Origin of the sequence: Methylopila capsulata (assembly GCF_016907975.1) — a bacterium.
Lineage (GTDB): Bacteria > Pseudomonadota > Alphaproteobacteria > Rhizobiales > Methylopilaceae > Methylopila > Methylopila capsulata.
In genome coordinates, this window is sequence record NZ_JAFBCY010000004.1 from 203,724 (window position 1) to 222,881 (window position 19,158).

21 protein-coding genes and 1 tRNA gene are annotated in these 19,158 nt (G+C 72.0%); 12 read left to right on the plus strand and 10 right to left on the minus strand.

Features of this window, described 5'->3' with window-relative positions; all coding sequences use genetic code 11:
• Positions 1 to 10: 10 nt before the first annotated feature.
• A complete protein-coding gene (locus JOD31_RS16835) occupies positions 11 to 649 on the plus strand; it encodes an exopolysaccharide biosynthesis protein (protein ID WP_271206219.1) in 639 nt (212 codons plus the stop codon).
• A 62-nt stretch (positions 650 to 711) separates the two neighbouring features.
• Positions 712 to 786 (plus strand) — tRNA-Glu (locus tag JOD31_RS16840).
• Between the two features lie 261 nt (positions 787 to 1,047).
• Here JOD31_RS16840 and JOD31_RS16845 read toward each other — a convergent pair.
• Positions 1,048 to 2,199, minus strand: a complete 1,152-nt coding sequence (locus JOD31_RS16845; RefSeq protein ID WP_204951597.1) for a serine hydrolase domain-containing protein — start codon at positions 2,197 to 2,199, stop codon at positions 1,048 to 1,050.
• A 64-nt stretch (positions 2,200 to 2,263) separates the two neighbouring features.
• Between JOD31_RS16845 and JOD31_RS16850 the strand changes: the two genes are divergently transcribed.
• Positions 2,264 to 2,893 (plus strand): TetR/AcrR family transcriptional regulator, encoded by a 630-nt coding sequence (locus JOD31_RS16850; RefSeq protein WP_428980918.1) that lies wholly within the window; start codon positions 2,264 to 2,266, stop codon positions 2,891 to 2,893.
• A gap of 325 nt (positions 2,894 to 3,218) precedes the next feature.
• On the opposite strand, the gene JOD31_RS16855 is transcribed toward JOD31_RS16850, so the two are convergent.
• Positions 3,219 to 3,833, minus strand: coding sequence for a hypothetical protein (locus JOD31_RS16855; protein ID WP_204951598.1), 615 nt, complete (start codon positions 3,831 to 3,833; stop codon positions 3,219 to 3,221).
• A 255-nt stretch (positions 3,834 to 4,088) separates the two neighbouring features.
• On the opposite strand from JOD31_RS16855, the gene JOD31_RS16860 reads away from it, so the two are divergent.
• The 4 genes from JOD31_RS16860 to JOD31_RS16875 all read left to right on the plus strand — a co-directional run bounded on the left by JOD31_RS16860 (position 4,089) and on the right by JOD31_RS16875 (position 7,134).
• Positions 4,089 to 4,367, plus strand: coding sequence for a hypothetical protein (locus tag JOD31_RS16860; protein WP_204951599.1), 279 nt, complete (start codon positions 4,089 to 4,091; stop codon positions 4,365 to 4,367).
• A gap of 147 nt (positions 4,368 to 4,514) precedes the next feature.
• Positions 4,515 to 5,252 (plus strand): NUDIX hydrolase, encoded by a 738-nt coding sequence (locus tag JOD31_RS16865; protein WP_204951600.1) that lies wholly within the window; start codon positions 4,515 to 4,517, stop codon positions 5,250 to 5,252.
• Between the two features lie 5 nt (positions 5,253 to 5,257).
• Entirely contained in the window at positions 5,258 to 6,241 is a 984-nt protein-coding gene (locus JOD31_RS16870; RefSeq protein ID WP_204951601.1) for an SPFH domain-containing protein, read from the plus strand.
• Positions 6,241 to 7,134: an NAD(+)/NADH kinase gene (locus JOD31_RS16875; protein ID WP_204951602.1), complete on the plus strand. Its 894-nt coding sequence runs from the start codon at positions 6,241 to 6,243 to the stop codon at positions 7,132 to 7,134. The genes JOD31_RS16870 and JOD31_RS16875 overlap by 1 nt, the downstream gene beginning before the upstream one ends.
• A 20-nt stretch (positions 7,135 to 7,154) precedes the next feature.
• Here JOD31_RS16875 and mdcH read toward each other — a convergent pair whose 3' ends face one another.
• The 8 genes from mdcH to JOD31_RS16915 form a co-directional block, all read right to left on the minus strand.
• Entirely contained in the window at positions 7,155 to 8,081 is a 927-nt protein-coding gene (gene mdcH / locus JOD31_RS16880) for a malonate decarboxylase subunit epsilon (RefSeq protein ID WP_204951603.1), read from the minus strand.
• Entirely contained in the window at positions 8,075 to 8,692 is a 618-nt protein-coding gene (locus JOD31_RS16885; protein WP_204951604.1) for a malonate decarboxylase holo-ACP synthase, read from the minus strand. Before JOD31_RS16885 ends, mdcH begins: the two co-directional genes overlap by 7 nt.
• Positions 8,683 to 9,501, minus strand: coding sequence for a biotin-independent malonate decarboxylase subunit gamma (gene mdcE / locus JOD31_RS16890; protein ID WP_246482561.1), 819 nt, complete (start codon positions 9,499 to 9,501; stop codon positions 8,683 to 8,685). Before mdcE ends, JOD31_RS16885 begins: the two co-directional genes overlap by 10 nt.
• Positions 9,498 to 10,340, minus strand: coding sequence for a biotin-independent malonate decarboxylase subunit beta (locus JOD31_RS16895; protein ID WP_246482562.1), 843 nt, complete (start codon positions 10,338 to 10,340; stop codon positions 9,498 to 9,500). Before JOD31_RS16895 ends, mdcE begins: the two co-directional genes overlap by 4 nt.
• A complete protein-coding gene (locus JOD31_RS16900; protein WP_204951605.1) occupies positions 10,337 to 10,624 on the minus strand; it encodes a malonate decarboxylase subunit delta in 288 nt (95 codons plus the stop codon). The genes JOD31_RS16895 and JOD31_RS16900 overlap by 4 nt, the downstream gene beginning before the upstream one ends.
• Before the next feature lie 4 nt (positions 10,625 to 10,628).
• Positions 10,629 to 11,489: a triphosphoribosyl-dephospho-CoA synthase gene (locus JOD31_RS16905; protein ID WP_271206217.1), complete on the minus strand. Its 861-nt coding sequence runs from the start codon at positions 11,487 to 11,489 to the stop codon at positions 10,629 to 10,631.
• Between the two features lie 123 nt (positions 11,490 to 11,612).
• Positions 11,613 to 13,259, minus strand: coding sequence for a malonate decarboxylase subunit alpha (gene mdcA / locus JOD31_RS16910; RefSeq protein WP_204951606.1), 1,647 nt, complete (start codon positions 13,257 to 13,259; stop codon positions 11,613 to 11,615).
• Between the two features lie 133 nt (positions 13,260 to 13,392).
• A complete protein-coding gene (locus JOD31_RS16915; protein ID WP_204951607.1) occupies positions 13,393 to 14,751 on the minus strand; it encodes an SLC13 family permease in 1,359 nt (452 codons plus the stop codon).
• Positions 14,752 to 14,993: 242 nt separating this feature from the next.
• On the opposite strand from JOD31_RS16915, the gene JOD31_RS16920 reads away from it, so the two are divergent.
• The 5 genes from JOD31_RS16920 to JOD31_RS16940 all read left to right on the plus strand — a co-directional run bounded on the left by JOD31_RS16920 (position 14,994) and on the right by JOD31_RS16940 (position 19,139).
• Positions 14,994 to 15,698: a GntR family transcriptional regulator gene (locus JOD31_RS16920; RefSeq protein WP_204951608.1), complete on the plus strand. Its 705-nt coding sequence runs from the start codon at positions 14,994 to 14,996 to the stop codon at positions 15,696 to 15,698.
• A gap of 82 nt (positions 15,699 to 15,780) precedes the next feature.
• Positions 15,781 to 16,338: a GbsR/MarR family transcriptional regulator gene (locus JOD31_RS16925; protein ID WP_204951609.1), complete on the plus strand. Its 558-nt coding sequence runs from the start codon at positions 15,781 to 15,783 to the stop codon at positions 16,336 to 16,338.
• A 31-nt stretch (positions 16,339 to 16,369) separates the two neighbouring features.
• Positions 16,370 to 17,041 (plus strand): DUF4166 domain-containing protein, encoded by a 672-nt coding sequence (locus JOD31_RS16930; protein ID WP_204951610.1) that lies wholly within the window; start codon positions 16,370 to 16,372, stop codon positions 17,039 to 17,041.
• Positions 17,038 to 17,451, plus strand: a complete 414-nt coding sequence (locus JOD31_RS16935; RefSeq protein WP_204951611.1) for a thiol-disulfide oxidoreductase DCC family protein — start codon at positions 17,038 to 17,040, stop codon at positions 17,449 to 17,451. Before JOD31_RS16930 ends, JOD31_RS16935 begins: the two co-directional genes overlap by 4 nt.
• The gene (locus tag JOD31_RS16940) at positions 17,448 to 19,139 is read left to right on the plus strand and encodes a saccharopine dehydrogenase family protein (RefSeq protein ID WP_204951612.1); all 1,692 of its coding nucleotides are present in this window, start codon (positions 17,448 to 17,450) and stop codon (positions 19,137 to 19,139) included. The genes JOD31_RS16935 and JOD31_RS16940 overlap by 4 nt, the downstream gene beginning before the upstream one ends.
• The last annotated feature ends 19 nt before the right edge of the window (positions 19,140 to 19,158 follow it).

Sequence of the window (19,158 nt, forward strand, 5' to 3'; positions counted from 1 at the left end):
GCCTGCCTCCGTGCCCGCTGAGGACCCCCAGGAGCCGCGCCGCGGCTTCTCGCAGGTGCTGCGCGAGCTTGCGGACAGCGAGCATGAGCGCATCAGCATCGGGCGAATCCTCGAGGCCTTCGGCGACCGCGCCTTCGGCGCGCTCCTGCTGCTGTTCGCGCTCCCGAACGCGCTGCCGATGCCGCCCGGAACCTCCGCCATCCTCGGCGCGCCGCTGTTCTTCATCGCGCTGCAGCTGGCGATCGGCGCCCAGCGGCTCTGGCTGCCGCGCTTCATCACCGAGCGCTCGCTCAAGCGCGAGGACTTCCGCACGCTGGCCGCGAAGGTCGAGCCCTGGGTCGCGAAGCTCGAGCGCCTGCTCAAGCCGCGCGCGGAGGTCATGACGAGCTACGTCGCCGACCGGTTCACGGGGCTCGCCTGCTTCGTGCTGGCGCTGATCCTGGTGCTGCCCATCCCCTTCGGCAACATGCCCCCCGCGATCGCGATCTCCGCCTTCGCGCTCGGGATCATCGAGCGCGACGGCGTCGCGATCGGCGTGGGTTGGGCGGCCACCGCGGCGAGCTTCGCGATCCTCGCCGCCTTCTCCACGGCGATCGTCAAGCTGATCGAGGCCTTTGCGCAGCCTGTCCTCAGCTTCTTCGGATTCTGAGCGGAGCCGCCCGCCCGGCGCTCTTGCCCGCCGCGGCGAACCCCCCTATACGTCCCGTCGCCGCGCCCTTCGTCTATCGGTTAGGACGTCAGCCTTTCACGCTGAAAAGACGGGTTCGACTCCCGTAGGGCGCGCCAGACACCTCCAAGCTGCTGATATTGCTGGAATATCCAAGGTTCTCAGGGCCTTGGATCGCCCCCCGCCGCACGGTGGGCGCAAACCCGTGGCGGTTTTCAGCTCCATGAGTACGGCAACCCTCAGGGGCTGGCGGGAAGGGAGCCCCTGGCGCGCCTTGCGCGACGCCTGCCCCGGCCTGGTCCTCGCCGGCTCCGTCCTCATCAGATCAGAATGCCGGAAAACCCGCATCCGGAGGGGAGGAGAATCCCGGCCCGGCGGCGTCACGCATAGGCTGCGTCCCGGACATCGGCGACGAAGCGGCCGTTCATGCCCTCGAACGCGGTGTTGGTCAGCGCCACGACCGTGAGCGCGTTCGCTCGATCGACGAACCAGGAATGGCCGTATGCGCCGCCCCATTGCAGCGTGCCCCTGGCCTGCGGCGTCTGTGCGGCTTCGGGATCGTCCAGCACCGCCCAGCCGTAGCCGAAGCCCCACCCCGGTCCCTGTGTCTCCGCCTGAGGGCCGACATGATCGCGCGTCATCTTCGCGATCGTTGCGGGACCGAGGATCGGCGCGCCGCCGGTGCGGATCGCTTCGAGGAAAGCCAGGACATCCCCCGCCGTTCCCGACATGCCCGCGCCGCCCGAGGGATAAGAGGCGGGATCGATGATGCGGCTCGGCGCGAAGATCGCTGCGCCGGCGTCCAGCGCGACGGCGACGCCGTCCGCCATCGCGATCGGCGCCGGCGTGGCGTTGACGTAGGGCGTCGCGAGCCGGTCCATGTCGGCCACGCCGAAGCGCGTGTCGCGCAAGCCGAGCGGGTCCGTCACGAGCGCGGCGACCAGATCGGGCAGCGACGCGCCGGCCGCCCGCTCCATCGCCGCGCCCAGCACGTCGATCGCCAGCGAGTATCGCCACGCGGTCCCTGGCGCGAAGGCGAGCGGCACGGCGGCAAGGCGCGTCAGGTTCTCCGCCATCGACAGGCCCGGCTGGTCCAGCCCGTCGGAGACGTCGCGCAGGTGATAGGGGCTCTCCGCCGGCTCGATGAACCGGTAGCTGAGGCCGGAGGTGTGGGTGAGCAGATGGCGGATAGTGATCTCCGGCGCCGATCCGTCGGCCAGCCGGGGCCGGAAATCCGGCAGCCAGCGCGTCACCGGCGCGTCGAGCGCCAGCGCGCCGTCGTCCGCCAGCCGCATCGCCGCCGCGGTTACGAGCGGCTTGGTGACCGAGGCGAGACGGAAGATGACATCCTCGCGCATCGGCAGCCCCGCCTCGCGATCGGCGAGGCCGGCGGCGCGTCGGTACACGAGCTTTCCGTCACGGGCGACCAGCACCACCGCGCCCACGATCCGCCTGTCGGCGAGGGCGGCGTCGATCGCGGCCCCGAGCGCGTCTCCAAGCGCACGGGCGGCGGAAGGAGATCGTGTCGTCATGCCGGCGCCTCGCAATTTATCACAGTGATCGCTACGTAATATCCGTGTGAGCGAAAATACCATAGTGAGCGATGTGAAAAATAACCAAGGCCTCGTGCGCCGCCGCGGGCGCCCTCCGGCGTTCGACCGGCGGGAGGTGCTGGAAAGGGCGGCGAAAATCTTCTGGCGGCGCGGCTATGAAGGCGCGTCGATCGTCGATCTGACGGACGCCATGGGGATCACCGCGCAGAGCCTCTATGCCGCCTTCGGATCGAAGGCGCAGCTCTATCGCGAAGCGCTCGACTGGTATCGCGCGGCTCTCGGCGCGATCACGCCGGAGGCGCTCGACGCCCCCGATGCGATCGCCGTCCTGTCGGCGCTGCTGCGCGACCAGGCGCGGGCTTTCACCGATCCGGCCTATCCTCCGGGCTGCATGATCGCGACGGCCGCGCTCGGCTGCGCTGAGGAGAATGACCCGGTCTCGGCGATGGTCGCCGATCTGCGCCACGCCAGCGTGGCGCTGGTCCGCGCGAGGCTGGAGCGCGCCATCGTCGAGGGCGACCTGCGACCGGACGCCGATCCGGTCGCGCTCGCCCGCTTCGTCGGCGCCGTCATCCAGGGCCTGTCGGTGCAGGCCCGCGACGGCGCCGGCGCGGACGAACTGGTCGCCGTCGCGGAGCTGGCGGCCATGGAGCTGGCTCGGCACCGCGCCTGACGGGCGCTGACGCCTCCGGATATCGGTTCGTCAAGAACGCCGGCGTGAGGGCGTCGAGCGATTTCATCGCGCGGGCTTCGACCATCGGCAGGCCCTCGATGGCCGCATACGAACGCTAGCTCCGGCTCCCGCCGCCGAAACTCCGTTTCCTGTCATGCAATCGAAATGAGATGTCCTGCGGCGCAGAATTGCCGCATCGGTCGCCAGACATCTTTGCCGAGCCGGCTTCGTCGCCGGTCGTAAATCACGTGCGGCACTCGGCGGTTTTCGCGCAGGATATCGCGCGTCTAGAGCATGATCCGCCGTCTGCCCGCGGCGGCGGCGCTCACCAGCGGAAGCGCAGGCCCACCGTCCCGTATTGGGCGCCGCCGCTCGTGTTGTCGAACACCGCCAGTTCGCCGCCGGACCGGTGGTGGAACCGGAACACCAGGTCGACGTCGGGGTGTTTCACCGATCCGAAGGTGACCTCGGGCGAGAGGTAGTGGAGCAGCTGCGACTGCCCGCCCGGCGATTTCTGGACCTCGTAGCGCGGGACGTCGGACGCCCAGTTCAAGCCCGTCGAGATCGCGACGGACGTCCGGACGACGTCGCTCCAGGGAAAGCTCTTCCAGCGGAAGTACAGCGCGGTCCAGGCCTCGAACTCGTCGAGCGCTCCGAAGCGCTTGGCGGCCCCGACCTCCGTCTCGATCGCCCAGAGCGGGCCGTAGGTCACCACCTCGCGGGAGAAAGCGCCGCCCACGATGCCGGAGTCGCCGTAGCGCCAGCTGGTCGGCGGCAGGCCCTTCGTCACGTAAATCGACGACATGGAGCTCTTCACGAGCGCGCCCACGAAGCCGGTCACGGCGCAGTCCATGGCGCACGGCCCGAAGGGCGAGCGATACTCCAGCTCATAGGCGCCGACGCCCTGCGGAACCACGACTGCGACGCCGACGGACGCCAAGAGCCCGGTCAGCTCTGTCAGCCTCGATCTTACGCAGGTACGCATCACTGCACGCTCATTGATGTCTCGCAGCCGGATGTCGGCGGGCGGGGAGGACTATAGCGCGGTTCCGGTGTGAGCCCAGCACACCGGGTCCGGGACTCCCGCCCCGCAAGGCCGCGTCGGGAAAAATGCGGACTGTGGCTCGGCTGGCATGCAACGAAATGCTGCGCCGCGGTGTTTTACGCCGGCTGACATGATCGGATTGGAAGTGACGTGCCGAAACTGGCCCAGGCCGCGCGCGCGACGCTTGCGCAGATTGCGACGCCCAAGGCTCCCGTCGTCTTCGACGGCGACGTCCTGAGCGAGCTTCACGAAAAGAAGATGATCGTCTTCTCGATCGTCGGGTGGCGGCTGACGAGCGGCGGCTGGTCGGCGTTGAACTGCTCGCCAGCCGACTGCGCGACCTTGCAGATCCCTGTTCGAGCCGCCGATACGACCGAGACGCCCCGGAGACGGGCCGGGGATCTACGCGCGCCTCGCCCCCCCGCCTGAGACCGCGTCGTCCCGCTCTCAGATCGCGACATTGCGAACGAAGACGCCCCCGCCTGCGCCGGCGGGCTCGCCTCTCCCTGCGTCGTCCCTTGACATATATCCATAGTGCGTCTTACTAAGATGTATGGTGAATATATGGGGTGTGCGATGACCGAGGCGGAGTTTCTGGAAGGGTACGACCCCGGCGTTCACGAGCGGCCGTCGGTGGCGGTAGATCTGATCCTGATGAGCGTCGTCGGCGGCCGCCCGGCCGCGCTGTTGCTCCGCCGCGACGAGCATCCGCACCTCGGCCGCTGGGCGCTGCCGGGCGGCTTCGTGGCGATCGACGAGAGCCTCGACGCCGCGGCCCGCCGCGTGCTTGGCGCCAAGGCGCGGATGACCGACGCCTATGTCGAACAGCTCTACACCTTCGGCGCCGTCGACCGCGATCCACGCACGCGGATCGTCAGCGTCGCCTATTTCGCGCTGCTGCCGGCCGCCCGCTTCGCAGCGGCCTTGAAGGGCGCGCCGGAGCTGACGCTGGCCGAGCTGGTCGTGCCGTGGCCGGGAGAGACCGGCGGCCCGGTCGAGGCGCGGTCGGCCGACGGCGACGCGCTGCCGCTCGCCTTCGATCACGCCGAGATGCTCGGTCTCGCGATGCTCAGGCTGCGCGGAAAGCTCGACTACTCCGGCGTCGCCTTCGCGCTGCTGCCCGAGCTGTTCACGCTGCGCGCGCTGCAGGACGTCCACGAGGCGATCCTCGGGGTGCGCCTGAACAAGCCCGCCTTCCGCCGCCGCATGCTCGACACCGGGCGGCTGGAGGCGACCGGAGAGCGCGAGACCGGGGCTTCGTTCCGTCCGGCGGAACTCTTCCGCTGCCGTAAGACCATGCCAGAACAGGAGTAACCGTCATGGCGTCGATCAGAAACCTCGGAGTCCTGGCGCAGCTGCGCAGCGACGCGAGCAATCACGTCATCCGCTACCGCAACGGCCGCATCCGCCAGAGCGGGCGCGGGCTGGTCTTCTGGTTCCGCCCGGAGACCGCGAGCATCGCCGAGCTGCCGATGGACGATCGGGAGATGACGGTCTTCGTCCGGGGCCGCAGCCAGGACTTCCAGAGCGTCGCGATCCAGGGCGCGCTGACCTGGCGCGTCGCGGACCCCGAGCTGCTCGCCTCGCGGGTGGACTTCAGCCTGGGCCTCGTCACCGGGGCCTACCAGAGCGAGCCGCTCCAGCGCATCGAGACGCGGCTTGCAGGCCTCGTCAATCAGGCGGCGCTGCAGTACCTCGCGCAGGCGCCGGTGCGCGCGCTGCTCGACGCCGGCCCTGAGCCGTTGCGCCGGCAGCTCGAGGCGGCGCTCGGCGACGATCCCGCGCTGAGCGAGATCGGCATCGCGGTCGCGGCGGTCCGCCTGACCAACCTCGCGCCGTCGAGCGAACTGGAGCGTGCGCTGCAGACCCCGACCTTCGAAGCGCTCCAGCAGAAGGCCGACCAGGCCACCTTCGAGCGCCGCGCGCTTGCGGTCGAGAAGGAGCGGGCGATCGCGGAGAACGAGCTCGCCAACCGGACGGAGCTCGCCCGTCGCGAGATGCTGCTGATCACCCAGGAGGCGGAGAACGCGCGCAACCGCGCGACGGGCCTCGCCGAGGCGCAGCAGGTGGAGGCGGCGGCGGAAGCCGATCGCATCCGCACCGTCGAGAGCGCGAGGGCGGAGGCCGAACAGGCCCGGATGACGATCTACCGCGACCTGCCGCCCGCCGTGATGCTCGGCCTCGCCGCGCGCGAACTCGCGGGCAAGCTGGAGACGATCGAACACCTCAACGTCACGCCCGACCTGCTCGCCGCCGTGCTGGGCGAGTTCCGGCGCGGCGCGACCGGCCTCCCGGCGCGCTGATGGCGACCAACAGCCCGCGCGCGGTGTTCGTCACCCGCGAGACCGACTACGAACTGCTGCTCGCGCGCCACGCCACGCGCGGGCAGGCCAAGTTCTTCCTGGACTCCCGCGGCCAGGACATCGACGTGCTGGAGGACCGGCACAGCCAGCTCCACGCGACGCTTCACGCCGCGCGCGCCGCGGCGCCGGGCGACTGGCGGCAGGCGGCCGTCGCGCGGGCCGACCTCGACCGCTTCCTGTTCGGCCCCGAGGACGTGATCGTCGTCGTGGGGCAGGACGGGCTGGTCGCCAATGTCGCCAAGTATCTCGACGGCCAGCCGGTGCTGGGCCTCAATCCCGCGCCGGACCTCTACGACGGCGTGCTGGTGCGCATTTCCCTCCCGCGCTTCGCGCCGCTGCTGCCGGCGAGCGCCGCCGGCCGGGCGCCCGCCGAGCGGCGGACGATGGTCGAGGCGCGGCTCGACACCGGCGAGCGCCTGCTCGCGCTGAACGAGGTGTTCGTCGGCCACCACAGCCACCAGTCGGCGCGCTACCGCATCGCCTGCGACGGGGCGGCCGAAGACCACTCGTCGAGCGGGCTCATCGTCGCGTCCGGCACCGGGGCGACCGGCTGGGCGCGCTCGATCATGGAGGCGACGCGCCAGACCGTGCCGCTCGACCCGCAGGAGCGCGCGGTCGCCTTCTTCGTGCGCGAGCCGTTTCCGAGCGTCGCCACGGGCACCGCCCTGCGCGCAGGAAAGCTCGACGCCGCGCCGCTCGCCGTCACCTCGCGGATGAACGACGGCGGGGTGATCTTCGCCGACGGGATCGAGCAGGACTTCCTCGCGTTCGACTGGGGCCGCGGCGTCACGCTCGGTCCCGCGGCGCAGACCCTCAACCTCGTCACGGGCTGAGAACGCCGGCGCGTCCAGCCTTATCCGCGGGGAGCGCGGGACAGGACGCAGGCCGACCGCAACGAGACCTGGTCCAGCGCGCAGGTTCGGACCTGCGGCAGCGTCTCCGCGGTCAGGTCGCCGAGCGTGGATCCCGCCGGTGTTTCGAACGCGAGCTCGACCCCAAGCTCCCCGAGCAGCCGCGCCGTGTCCCGCCAGCGGACGGGCTCGGCGACGTTGGTCGCGAGGTCGTCGCCGATCGCCTCGGCCGTCCGCAGCACGCGGGCGCGGCGCGCGCTGACATAGGCGATCGTCGGGGCGCTCAGGCGCACGTCGCGCATGGCCTCCGCCAGGCGTTCGGCGACCGGGGCGACCAGCGGGCAATGGGAGGGCGTCCGCACGTTCAGCCGCTCCGCCTTCCGCGCGCCGGCGCCGAGCGCAAGCTCCGCGACGCGGACGAGCGCCGCCTCCGCGCCGGACACGACGATCTGCAGCTCGGCGTTGCGGTTCGCGAGATAGACCGGCCCGGCCCCGCCCGCCTGCTCGACGAGGCGCGCGACGGCGGCCTCCCGCAGTCCGATGATCGCCGTCATGCCGAAACCGAGCGGGTGGCTCTCCGCCATCAGCCGCCCGCGAAGCGCGACAAGGCCCAGCGCATCCGCGAACGACAGCGCGCCGGCCACGACCGCCGCGGGAAAGGCGCCGACGGAATGGCCCGCGACGACGTCGATCGGCGCGCCCTCGGCGATCAGCGCGCGCGCGGCGGCGACGCCCGCGATGGTCAGCGCGAGCTGCGCGCCGTCGGTGCGCGACAGCGCGTCGGCGTCGTCGAGCGCGCGCCAGTCGCGGCCGAGGACCGCACTCGCCTCGTCGCGCGCGGCGTGGACCGCGGGATGATCGGGGAGGGCGGCGAGCATGCCGGGGCGCTGGGAGCCCTGGCCCGGAAACAGCAGCGCGGTCCTCAGCATGGCGCCGCGACCCAGAGTTCGTCGGGGGACGCGAGGCGCGGCCCCTGCGGCGTGCGCAGCAGGACCTCCGCCGGGTCGCCCAGCAGTTCGTCGAGCGCGACCGCGCCGGCGGGCGTCTCCACCACGACGTCGACCCGGAGCGGCGCGCGGGCGGCGGCATCCGACACGGCGGCGAGGGCGCTCCTGTCCGGGACGCCGTCGGCGCGCAGCACGAGGTCGAGGTCGCTGGCCGGGGTGAGCGTCGGACGCCCGGTCGCAAGCTCGTAGCCGGCCGCGCCGGCGGGACCCCAATGGAGTGGAATGGCATCGAGAGTCCGGCCGAGCTGCGCCATCGCCGCGAAGGCGGGATGCGCGCGCGGCGGGGTATGGTGGCGCAGGTCCTCCGGGCTGAGGCGCTCGGCGACCGCGTCCTCGGCGACGACGGCGGCGAAGCGCTCGGCGCGCGAGACTCCGCGGACGCCGACCGCGATCCGGCCCCGCGCCAGCCCCGCGCGGCGCACGACGACCCACGGCGCGGCGGCGAGCGACCGCGCCGCCCAGTCCGGCGCGTCGACGGCCTCGAGCGCGTTCGGGGTCGTCAGGCGCAGCAGGTCGTGCGGCCTCACCCCCATTGCGCGGCGAGGGCCTCGCGCACTCGGATCGACGCCGCCCGGTTCTCGCGCGCTTCCCGAGACGTCAGGCGGCTGGAAAGGTCGCGCGGGCCGCTCCGGGCGTCCGCGATGGCGGCCGCGATCCGCGCGGTGACCTTGGCCGCGTCCTCCGCGCTCGGCGCGTCCGCGTCGACGCCGCCGATCAGCTCGTGCACCAGCCCGAGCTTCGCGAAGGAGCGGACGTCGTAGGCGAGCGGCAGGATCTCCTCGCCGAGTTTCTCCAATTGCTCGACGCTTCGCTTGGTCACCCGGGCCGCCGCCTGCTTGCCCATGGCGTGGATCGAGATCTTGGGATCGTCGAGCGCCAGCACGCGGTTGGCCTGGTAGCCGTGCGCGAGGAACGCGCCGGACAGCGCGCGCCCCACCACCAGCGACACCACGGGATGGCCCGCGAGCCGGGCGCTGGCGTAGGCGTCGGCCGCCGCGGCGCAGGCGAGGTGGATGCCGTAGAGCTCTTCCGCGCGGCCATAGGCCTGGCTCGGAACGTCGACGATCGCGAGGATCGGGTGCTTCTCCGGCCCGAAGACCTCGCGCACGCGGGCGGCGACGCCCCAGCCCTCGTCAAGCCCGACCTCGCCCTCCCGCGCGCGCGGGAAGCGGTTGTCGGGGTTCGTGACGACGGAGATCATCCGCACGGTCTCGTCGCCGATCGCGACGTCCGCCGCCAGCACGGAAGCGGGACCGCCGTCGATCCGCGGGGCGCCTCGGCCAAGCGCCTCGAACCAGGTCCGCCCGCGGCTCGATGACGTCGCGCTCATCGTGGCGCTCATGGCCGATCTCCTGTCCAGAGCTTGCGCAAGGCCATGCCCTCCGGCGCCGCGGGCAGGCGGTCGAGCCGCGCGCGCCAGAACGCGATCCGCTCGCTCGCGTGCTCCGCCGGGGCGCCGCGGTCGAAGGCGGCGCGGACGGCGTCGGCCAGCGCATCGGCGTCGTCGGCGACGAGGTCGTCGGCGAGGCCTACCGCGTGGCGCTGCTCGCCGCCGGTCAGGCTCCAGATCAGCGGCCGGTCGCGGCTGTCGAGCTCCTCGACGCCGGCGTTCTGCTCGATCACCTCCGGGCCGTTGAGCCCGAGCCGCGCCTGCTTCGTGACGATGAGCCGGCTTACCAGTCCGGCCGTGATGCCCATGCCGCCGAAGCAGCCGATCATCCCGGCGATGACGCCGACGACGGGGACGTGAGCGCGCAACGCCACGACCGCGGCGTGCACGTCCGCCATGGCGGCGAGGCCGAGGTTCGCCTCCTGCAGCCGCACCCCGCCGGTCTCGAACACCAGCACCGGGCGGATCGGCTTGCCCGCCTCGGCGTCTTTGGCCGCGAGCTCGAGTGCGCCGGCGATCTTGGCGCCGGACACCTCACCGGTGCTGCCGCCCTGGAACGCGCCCTCGATCGCGATCACGACCGCCGCGACGCCGCCGATCGTCCCGCGCGCGACGACCACGCCGTCGTCGGCCTGCGGCACGATGTTCTGGCGCGCGAGCCAGGGGCTCTCGATCCGGTCGAAGGGGCCGAGCAACTCGCGGAACGAGCCCACGTCCAGCAGCGCGCGAGCGCGCTCGCGCGCGTTCAGCTCCACGAAGCTGGTGCGGCTCATCAGGGCGGGAACGCTCATGCCTTGGTCCTTTCCAGCGCCTGGGCGAGACGAAGGCTCACGACGCCCGGCGTCGCGCCGGAGTCGTTGATCTCGATCCGGGCGGCGACGGGATGGCGGGCGAAGAAGCGCTCCAGCGTCGCGCGCCAGACCTTTTCGAAGCCGTCGACGCTGGTGCGGACGGAGACCACCGTCTCGTTGGCGGGCTCCATCAGCACCTCGAGATCGCCGGAAGCCACCACGCCCACATGGGCGCGCCCGACGAGCGGCGCGTTGCCGGAAAAGCGGAGTTCGAAGCGTTCCATCGGCTCAAACCTCCCGTCCGTCCAACGCGTCGAGCAGCAGCGCGGCGGCCAGCATGTCGGCGGCGCCGCCGGGCGAGGCGTTGAGCGCGAGCAGGCGGCGGTCGAGCGCGCGCAGCGCCGCCATGCCGTCGTCCGTCGCGGCGCCTCCGGCCGCGATCACCGCCCGCGCGCCGAGGCGCGCAACCCTCAGCGCCCGTCGCCCGCCGCGGTGGAGCAGGCAGGTGTCGTCGAGCCCCGCCATCGCCGCCATCAGCCCGTTGAGACTGGCGGCGGTCTCCGTCGCGCCGCGCGCGCGGCTTGCGCGCAACGCGCCGAGAGCGGCCAGCGCGTGCGGAAAGCCGGCCGCCGCTTCGCCGCGCGCGCCGGTCACGCCGTAGGTCCGGCAGGCGACGGCGCCGTTCAGCGCGGCGTCGGGGGCCGCGCCGTCGCGGAAACCGGCGATCGCGCCGGCGGTCGCGCAGATGTCGGCGGCCTTCGCGCCACGGCCCTCGATCGCCGCCGCCGCCACGATCAGGCCGAGCGCGAAGATCGCGCCGCGGTGCGTGTTGACGCCGCCGGTCGCGGCGAACATCGCGGCCTCGCCGTCGCGGCCGATGCGGGCGAGGGCCTCGCGCAAGGCTTGCGAGGGCCTCTGTCCTTCAGCTGCGCGTGCGAGGCCCGCGAAGGTCGGGCGCAGCGCCGCGGCGGAGGCGAGCAGCGTGTCGAGCTCCATGTCGGCGTGGGAGCCCGCGCCGCGCCGGTCGACGAGGCCGGGCTTCGGCGTCAGCTCGGCCTCAGCGGCGAGGGCGCCCACGGCGAGGTCGGCGAGATGCGCAGGGCGCGCGCCGCCATCCTCGCCGTCATGCCCGCTTTCGCGGGCATCCACGACTTGGGCGTCGATCGCGGCAGGGAAAGTCGTGGATACCCGCGCCTCGCGCGGGCATGACGGCGCGTTTCTGCGCGTGAACGGCGTGCGCGCAAAGCGCGGCGTCAACGTGTCCATCATCGCTCAAAAGCTCCTGAACTTCGCGGGCGGCGCATAAAGCCCGCCGGACCATTCGACGAGGTCCTCGATGGTGCGGGCCGCAAGCAGCGAGCGGCTGGCCTCCGTGGGGTCCACGCCGAGGTCCTCGGGGTAGGCCACCAGGCCCTTGGCGCGCAGGTCGTCGGTGCGGCGCGGGTCGTGGCGCAGGCCGATCGGGCTCACGCCCGCGACCGCCGCCAGCGCCGCCCTGCGCTCGTCCTCGTCGGCCGCCAGATAAAGGTAGGCGACGCCCTCCTCGGTGACCACGTGGCTGACGTCGTCGCCGTAGATCATGACCGGGGCGATGGGCATGCCCGCGGCCTGGCCGACGCCCACGGCGTCGAGCTCCTCCACGAAGGTCGGCACGCCGCCGGACTGGAAGGTCTCCGCCATCTGCACGACGAGCTTCTTGCCGCGGGCGGTGGGGGAGGGGTCGGTCTTGAGGTCGAGCCAGGCGTGGCTCGCGTGACGCCGGCCGCCGGGGTCGTGGCCCATGTTGGGCGCGCCGCCGAAGCCGGCCAGCCGGCCGGTGGTGACGGTCGAGGAGTTGGCGTCGCCGTCGATCTGCAGCGTCGCGCCGATGAACATGTCGACCGCGTACTGCCCCGCGAGCTGGCACAGCACCCGGTTCGACCGCAGCGAACCGTCGCGGCCGGTGAAGAACACGTCGGAGCGCGCGGCGATGTAGGCCTCCATGCCGACCTCGCCGCCGAAGCAGTGCACGCTGTCGACCCAGCCGCTCTCGATCGCGGGGATCAACGTGGGGTGCGGGTTCAGCGTCCAGTGCCGGGCGATCTTGCCCTTGAGCCCGAGGCGCTCGGCGTAGGTCGGCAGCAGCAGCTCGATCGCGGCCGTGTTGAAGCCGATGCCGTGGTTCAGCGAGACCACGCCGTGGCGCTCGTAGACGCCGCGGATCGCGAGCATCGCCATCAGGATGTGCTGCTCGGTGATCAGCCGCGGGTCGCGGGTGAACAGCGGCTCGATCGCGGCCGGGCGGTCCGCCTTCACGACGAAGTCGACCCAGTCGCCGGGGATGTCGACCCGCGGCAGCTCGTCGACGATCTCGTTCGCCTGCGCGATCACGATGCCGCCGCCAAAGGCCGTCGCCTCCACGATGGTCGGCGTGTCCTCGGTGTTGGCGCCTGTGTAGAGATTTCCGCGCCGGTCGGCCTTCTCGGCCGCGACCAGCGCCACCCGCGGCGTCAGGTCCACGAACATGCGGGCGTAGAGCTCCACATAGGTGTGGATCGCCCCGACCTCGAGCGCGCCGTCCTCCAGCAGCTGCGCCACGCGCAGCGACTGCGGGCCGGCGTAGGCGAAGTCGATCTTCTTCGCCACGCCGGTCTCGAACACGTCGATCTGCTCGGGCCGCGAGATCGACGAGATCAGCATATGCAGATCGCGCACCTTTTCGGGGCTGACCTTCGCGAGCGAGCGCGAGAGGAAATCCGCCTGCTTCTGGTTGTCGCCCTCGAGCGCGACCCGGTCGCCGGAGACGAGGACCGCCTCCAGCGCCGCGACCATCTCGGCCGTTCGGAGGACCTTGCCGTCGGCGTGCGCCTCGACCGCCCGCACGCGGCGCAGCTTGTCGTCGCGGCGGGTCGACCAGGAACGTGAGTTCGTATCGGACATCGCTGGTTCCAAAGTCCTTCTGTTGGGCCAGAGCCCCCTCACCCGGAGAGCTTCGCCCTCCGACCTCTCCCCGGCGGGGAGAGGTCGGCGCGAAGCGCCGGGTGAGGGGGCTTCGCGGTCTGCCGATCCGTCCTCACAGCACCACGAACAGGAACCACACCACGAACGGCGCCACGAGCGTGACGATCGTCCCGTAGAGCAGCAACTGGCGGAAGAAGCCGTCGCGGGAGCCTTCGGGCGAGTTCGCGAGGACGAGGGCGCCGTTGGTGGAGAACGGGCTCACGTCCACGATGGTCGAGGACACCGCCATGGCGGCGATGAAGCCGATCGCGCCGACGCCGGTGTCGCCCTGGAGGAAGGGCACCGCGAGCGGGATCAGCGAGCCGAGCACGGCGGTCGAGGAGGCGAAGGCCGAGACCACTGCGCCGATCAGGCAGAGCAGCAGCGCCGCGGTGAGCGGCGAGGCGAGGCCCGCCACGCTGTCGGCCACGTAGGAGATCGTGCCCATCTTCTCCATCACGCCGACATAGGTGCTGACGCCGGTGATCAGCACGATCTCGGGCCAGGTCACCTGCGCGATGGCGCGGCGCTGCAGCGTCGGCGCGACCAGCGACAGCGCGAGGCCGATCGTGATGGCGCAGAAGCCGATGTCGAGGTTGAAGGCGAGCGTCAGGACCGCGAGCAGGATGAGACCGCCAAGCGTCAGCATCTGGTAGGCGCGGTTGTCCGCCATCGGGTCGGCGTCGGTCTGCGTCTGGCCGGCCGCGATGCGGCGCTCGGCCGAGATCGCCTCGGTCTCGGCGTCGCCGTAGCGCGGCTCGCTCCGGGGCGGGCGGCCGTAGCCGCCGACGGGCGCGCCGTTGGCGCCCGCCGTCTCGACCCGCGCGCCGAACAGGCTTCTGCCGCCGAGCAGCGCGAACAGCAGGGCCGCGACGCCGGCGTTCACCGCGAAGCTCGCCGCAAAAGTCACGAGCGGGTCCATCGGCAGGCCGGCCTTCGCCACCACGCCGTTTGTGATGCCGCCGTAGATCGAGATCGGCGAGAAGCCGCCGGCCTGGGCGCCGTGGATCACCATGAGGCCCATCAGCAGGGGCGAGATGCCGTACTTGATCGCGAAGCCGAGCGCGATCGGGGCGATGATCGCGACCGCGCCGGGGCTGACCGCGCCGACCGCCGTCAGCGCCGCGGCGACCAGGAACATGATCCAGGGGATCATGACGACCCGGCCGCGGACCGCCTTCACCGCGAGGCGCACCAGCCAGTCGATGGTGCCGTTCGCCTGGGCGATGGCGAAGAGATAGGTGATCCCGACCAGCGTCAGGAACAGGCCGGAGGGGAAGAACCCGATGATGGCCTTGGTGGTGAGGCCGGCCACCAGCGTGCCGAGCAGGAAGGCGCCCGCGAAGGCGAGCACGCCCATGTTCACCGGCAGCAGCGTCGCCACGACGAACATCGCGCCGAGGCCGACGATGGAGAGAAGCTCAGGCGTCATGGCGGGCGCTCCCCGTCAGCGGGAGCGGGGCGGCGTTCGGGAGGGCAGGCGCGAGCCCGCCGCCTCCCGGATCGCGGGGGGCGCTGGTCATCGTCGGCGTTCCTCAGGCTGTTGATTTTTATGCGCTCAGCAAACGCCCCTACAAATGCGGTGTCAATATTCTCGTATACAAGAAATGAAATTGTGCATGACGGAGAGCGCGGCTACGATCCTCTCCACGCAGTGAAACGAACGGTAGAGTCTTGAGGACGAAGAGGAATACGTCGGCGGAGCATGCGGCCGCGGAGGCGCCGGTCCGTCGCGCGGACGCCCTGCGGTTCGCGCTGGAGGCCGACATCGTCACCGGCGTCTTCAAGCCCGGCGACCGTCTCGACGAGCAGACGCTGGCCGACCGCTTCGGCGTGTCGCGCACCCCCCTGCGCGAAGCGCTGAGCCAGCTCGCGGCGACGGGCCTCGTGACGCTGCTGCCCCGGCGCGGCGCCTTCGTGGCCTCGCTCGGCTTCCGCGACATCATCGAACGGTTCGAGGCCATGGCGGCGCTCGAGGCCATGGCCGGCGGCCTCGCCGCGCGCCGCATCGACGGACCAGGCCGCCGGGCGCTGCAGGCCGCGCTCGACGACTGCCGGGCGGAGGCCTCCGACGGCGACAGCGACACCTACTATCTCGCCAACGAGCGCTTCCACCACGTGATCTACGCCGAGGCCCACAACGCCTTCCTGGGCGACGAAGCGCGCCGGCTGCATATGCGGCTAAAGCCCTACCGCCGCCTCCAGCTCCGCGCCGGCGCCCGCGTCGCGACCTCGCTCGCCGAGCACGAACGGATCGTCGAGGCGATCTTTACGGGCGATACGCCGGGGGCCGAACGCGAGCTGCGCGCCCACATCCTGGTGCAGGGCGACCGTCTGAGCGACTTCATCGCGACGCTCGACCGGTCGGACCTCGGTTGACCACGCCGCCACGCGCCGCCTGAACGGCGTTCGCCGCAACGCCCCGCTTGCGCTTCCTTCCGTTGTGTCGTAAATTTCTGTCATGACAGAAATTACAGATGAAACCGGAAATTTGCCGCGGCCGATCGAGACCTTCGTCCTGCAGTGGGGCGATCTCGGCGGACAGTGGGGCGTCAACCGGTCGATCGGCCAGATCCATGCTCTGCTCTACCTCTCGGAGCGCCCGCTGACGGCGGAGGAGATCGCCGACGACCTGTCGATGGCGCGCTCCAACGTCTCGAACTCGCTGAAGGAGCTGCTGGCCTGGAACCTGATCCGCCGCGTTCCGGTGCGTCAGGATCGGCGGGACCATTACGAGGCCGAGACCGACGTCTGGGAGATCGCCGCGCGCATCGCGGCCGGGCGCAAGGAGCGCGAGATCGACCCCGCGCTCGCCGCGCTGCGCCACTGCTCGGCTGAGGCCGACGGCGATCCGACCGTCAGCCCCGTGGCCCGGCAGCGGCTGCAGGCGATGCTCGATTTCACCGTCGCGCTGGACCGTTGGTACGGCCAGATGCTGTCCCTCCCGCGGGGCAAGCGCGACATGCTGCTGAAGCTCGGCGCGAAGATCGCGTCGTTCCTTCCGAAGGAGAAGGGCTGAGGCGGCTTTAGGATTCGATTGGAGACAAAGGATGTCGGCGCAACGCGACACGGACCAAGACCTGCAGCTGTCCCCCTCGCGGCCGGAGGCCCGGCTGGTCGATCTGCGCTTCCGCGCGCTGCTGGGCGCCGCCGAGTGGGAGCGGCTTCCGGCCGACGTCCGCCGCCGGTTCTCCAAGCGGCTGTCGGGCTCCGCCGCGGCGACCTATGTCGGGCGCATCACGGAGCTCCGGATGAACCGGGCGGGCCGCATCCTGTCGCAGGCGCTGCGCCTGATCGGCGCGCCGCTGCCGGTCTGTCTCGACACCGACGTCGCGAGCGTCGTCACCGTCACCGAGGACGGCGCGACCGGCGGGCAGGTCTGGACCCGGCTCTACGCCAAGCGCGGCGGCTTCCCGCAGGTGATCCACTCCGCCAAGCGCTTCGCGGGGCCGACCGGCCTGGAGGAGTACGTCGGCTACGGCGTCGCCATGCCGCTCAGGCTCTCGGTCGAGGACGGCGCGCTCACCTTCCGCAGCGCCGGCTACACGCTGCGGCTCGGGCGCTTCCGCGTGGCGCTGCCCGGCTGGCTGTCGCCGGGGGCGCTGACCGTCACCCACCGCGAGACCGGCGCCGGCGCCTTCGAGTTCGCGCTCAGCCTGCGGCACCCCCTGTTCGGCGAACTGCTGCGCCAGAGCGGGCGCTACCGGGACCAGCGCGGATGAGCGCCGCGCCGGTCTGGCTCTACGACGGCGTCTGCGTGCTGTGCTCCGGGAGCGTGCGCTACGCCCTCGGCCACGAGCGCGACCACGCGATGCGTTTCGTCGCGATCCAGTCGCGCGAGGGGCGGGCGCTCGCCGCGCGCCATGGCGCCGACCCCGACGATCCGGAGAGCTTCCTCTTCATCGAGGACGGCCGCGCGCTGGCGAAGTCCGACGCGGTGCTCGCGCTGGCCGCCCATCTGAACGGCCCCGCCCGCCTGCTCGTGATCGGTCGGATCATGCCGAAGGCGCTTCGGGACTGGCTCTACGATCGCGTCGCGCGCAACCGCTACCGGATCTTCGGCCGGAAGACCGTGTGCGAGACGCCAGATCCCGCGCACCGCCATCGCTTCGCGCCTTCGGAGACGGAATGACCTTGCACCGCGTCCTGCTGATCGGCGGAACCGGCGTCTTCGGCGCGCGGTTGGCGCGCCATCTCGCGGCCTTCGACGGCCTCGACCTCATCCTCACCTCCCGCGACGCCGGGAAGGCCGAGGCCCTCGCCCGCAGCGTCGGGCGCGGGGAGGGGACGCGCGTCTCCGGCGCGAGGCTCGACCACCGCCAGGGACTCGCCGCCCGGCTCGCCGAGATCGCGCCCTGGCTCGTGATCGACGCCTCCGGCCCGTTTCAGGGGGCGGGCTATGACGTGCCGCGCGCGGCGCTCGACGCCGGGGCGCATGTCGTCGACCTCGCCGACGCGCGCGACTACATCGCGGGCTACGGCGCGGCGCTCGACGACCTGGCGCGCGCGCGGGGGCGGGTGGCGCTCGCGGGCGCCAGCTCGACGCCCGCCCTGTCGGCCGCGGCGGTGATCGCGCTGACGGAGGGCTGGCGCCGGATCGACAGCGTCGACATCGCCATAACGCCGGGCGGGCGCAGCGAGGTCGGCGCCGCGGTGATCGCCGCGATCCTCACCTACGCCGGCCGGCCGATTTCCGTCTGGCGCGACGGCGAGCTGCAGCAGACGACCGGCTGGCTCGACGGCCGCGCGGCGGCGATGCCGCGCCTGCGGACGCAGCGGGTCGCGGCGGTGGAGACGGTCGACGCCCAGAGTCTCGGGCCTGCGCTCGGCGTGACGTCCCGCGTCGCCTTTTATGCGGGCCTCGAGTCGTCGATCGAGCAAAGCGGGCTGACTGCGCTGGCGCTGTTGCGCCGGGCAGGGCTCGTCGGACGGCTCGACGGGCTGATCCCCCTCCTGCTCGCCGCGCGCCGCCTGACGCGGATCACCACCTCGGAGCGCGGCGGGATGCTGGTTGCGGTCTCCGGGCTGGACGAGGCCGGCGCACCGCGCCATGCGCGCTGGTCGCTGCTCGCCGAGCAGGGCCACGGGCCTCAGGTGCCGACGCTCGCCACCGCGGCGGCCGTGCGGGCGATCCGGGCCGGTCAGCTTGCGCCGGGCGCCCGCTCGGCCGCCGGCGCTCTGACGCTCGGTCGCATCGAGGCCGAGATGACGCCCTATGCGATCTCGACGACCATCGAGACCGCGGCGCACGGCCCCGCCGTGTTCCAGCAGGTCCTGGGCGCGGCGGCCTTCGCGGGCCTGCCCGAGCCGCTGAAAGCGTTCCACCGCTCCGACGGCGATCCCGTCTGGCAGGGGCGGGCCAGCGTCGAGGGCGGCCGGAGTCCCGTGGCCCGGCTCGTCCGGTGGGTGATCGGCTTGCCGCGACCCGGCGCCGACGTTCCCGTGACGGTCAGCGTCGAACGGGAGGCGTCCGGCGGCGGAGGCGAGGAGATCTGGACGCGGACCTTCGGCGGAACGCGCTTCTCTTCCCGCCTCCGCCGGGACGCCGACGGAAAGCTCGTCGAGCGGTTCGGTCCCCTGACGTTCCGTCTGGGCCTCGCGGCGAGCGAGGGGCGCATCTCGTTGCCCGTGCTCGACGCTCAGCTCTGGGGCGTCCCCCTGCCGTCCCTCCTGCGTCCACGCTGCGAGGCCGTCGAACGGGCGGACGAGGAAGGACGCTTCCGGTTCGACGTAACGTTGACGCTTCCCGTGTTCGGCCTGCTGGTGCGCTACGCCGGTTGGCTGAAGCCGAAGCCCGCGAAGGCTCGGGGAGCCCTCTGACGCCGCGAGGCGGTCTCCG

Coding starts and splice junctions, on each gene's coding strand:
- JOD31_RS16845 (WP_204951597.1), bottom strand. CDS start 2,199: ATGACGACACGATCTCCTTCCGCCGCCCGTGCGCTTGGAGACGCGCTC.
- JOD31_RS16865 (WP_204951600.1), top strand. CDS start 4,515: ATGACCGAGGCGGAGTTTCTGGAAGGGTACGACCCCGGCGTTCACGAG.
- JOD31_RS16870 (WP_204951601.1), top strand. CDS start 5,258: ATGGCGTCGATCAGAAACCTCGGAGTCCTGGCGCAGCTGCGCAGCGAC.
- JOD31_RS16875 (WP_204951602.1), top strand. CDS start 6,241: ATGGCGACCAACAGCCCGCGCGCGGTGTTCGTCACCCGCGAGACCGAC.
- mdcH (WP_204951603.1), bottom strand. CDS start 8,081: ATGCTGAGGACCGCGCTGCTGTTTCCGGGCCAGGGCTCCCAGCGCCCC.
- JOD31_RS16885 (WP_204951604.1), bottom strand. CDS start 8,692: ATGGGGGTGAGGCCGCACGACCTGCTGCGCCTGACGACCCCGAACGCG.
- mdcE (WP_246482561.1), bottom strand. CDS start 9,501: ATGAGCGCCACGATGAGCGCGACGTCATCGAGCCGCGGGCGGACCTGG.
- JOD31_RS16895 (WP_246482562.1), bottom strand. CDS start 10,340: ATGAGCGTTCCCGCCCTGATGAGCCGCACCAGCTTCGTGGAGCTGAAC.
- JOD31_RS16900 (WP_204951605.1), bottom strand. CDS start 10,624: ATGGAACGCTTCGAACTCCGCTTTTCCGGCAACGCGCCGCTCGTCGGG.
- mdcA (WP_204951606.1), bottom strand. CDS start 13,259: ATGTCCGATACGAACTCACGTTCCTGGTCGACCCGCCGCGACGACAAG.
- JOD31_RS16915 (WP_204951607.1), bottom strand. CDS start 14,751: ATGACGCCTGAGCTTCTCTCCATCGTCGGCCTCGGCGCGATGTTCGTC.
- JOD31_RS16925 (WP_204951609.1), top strand. CDS start 15,781: ATGACAGAAATTACAGATGAAACCGGAAATTTGCCGCGGCCGATCGAG.
- JOD31_RS16930 (WP_204951610.1), top strand. CDS start 16,370: ATGTCGGCGCAACGCGACACGGACCAAGACCTGCAGCTGTCCCCCTCG.
- JOD31_RS16935 (WP_204951611.1), top strand. CDS start 17,038: ATGAGCGCCGCGCCGGTCTGGCTCTACGACGGCGTCTGCGTGCTGTGC.
- JOD31_RS16940 (WP_204951612.1), top strand. CDS start 17,448: ATGACCTTGCACCGCGTCCTGCTGATCGGCGGAACCGGCGTCTTCGGC.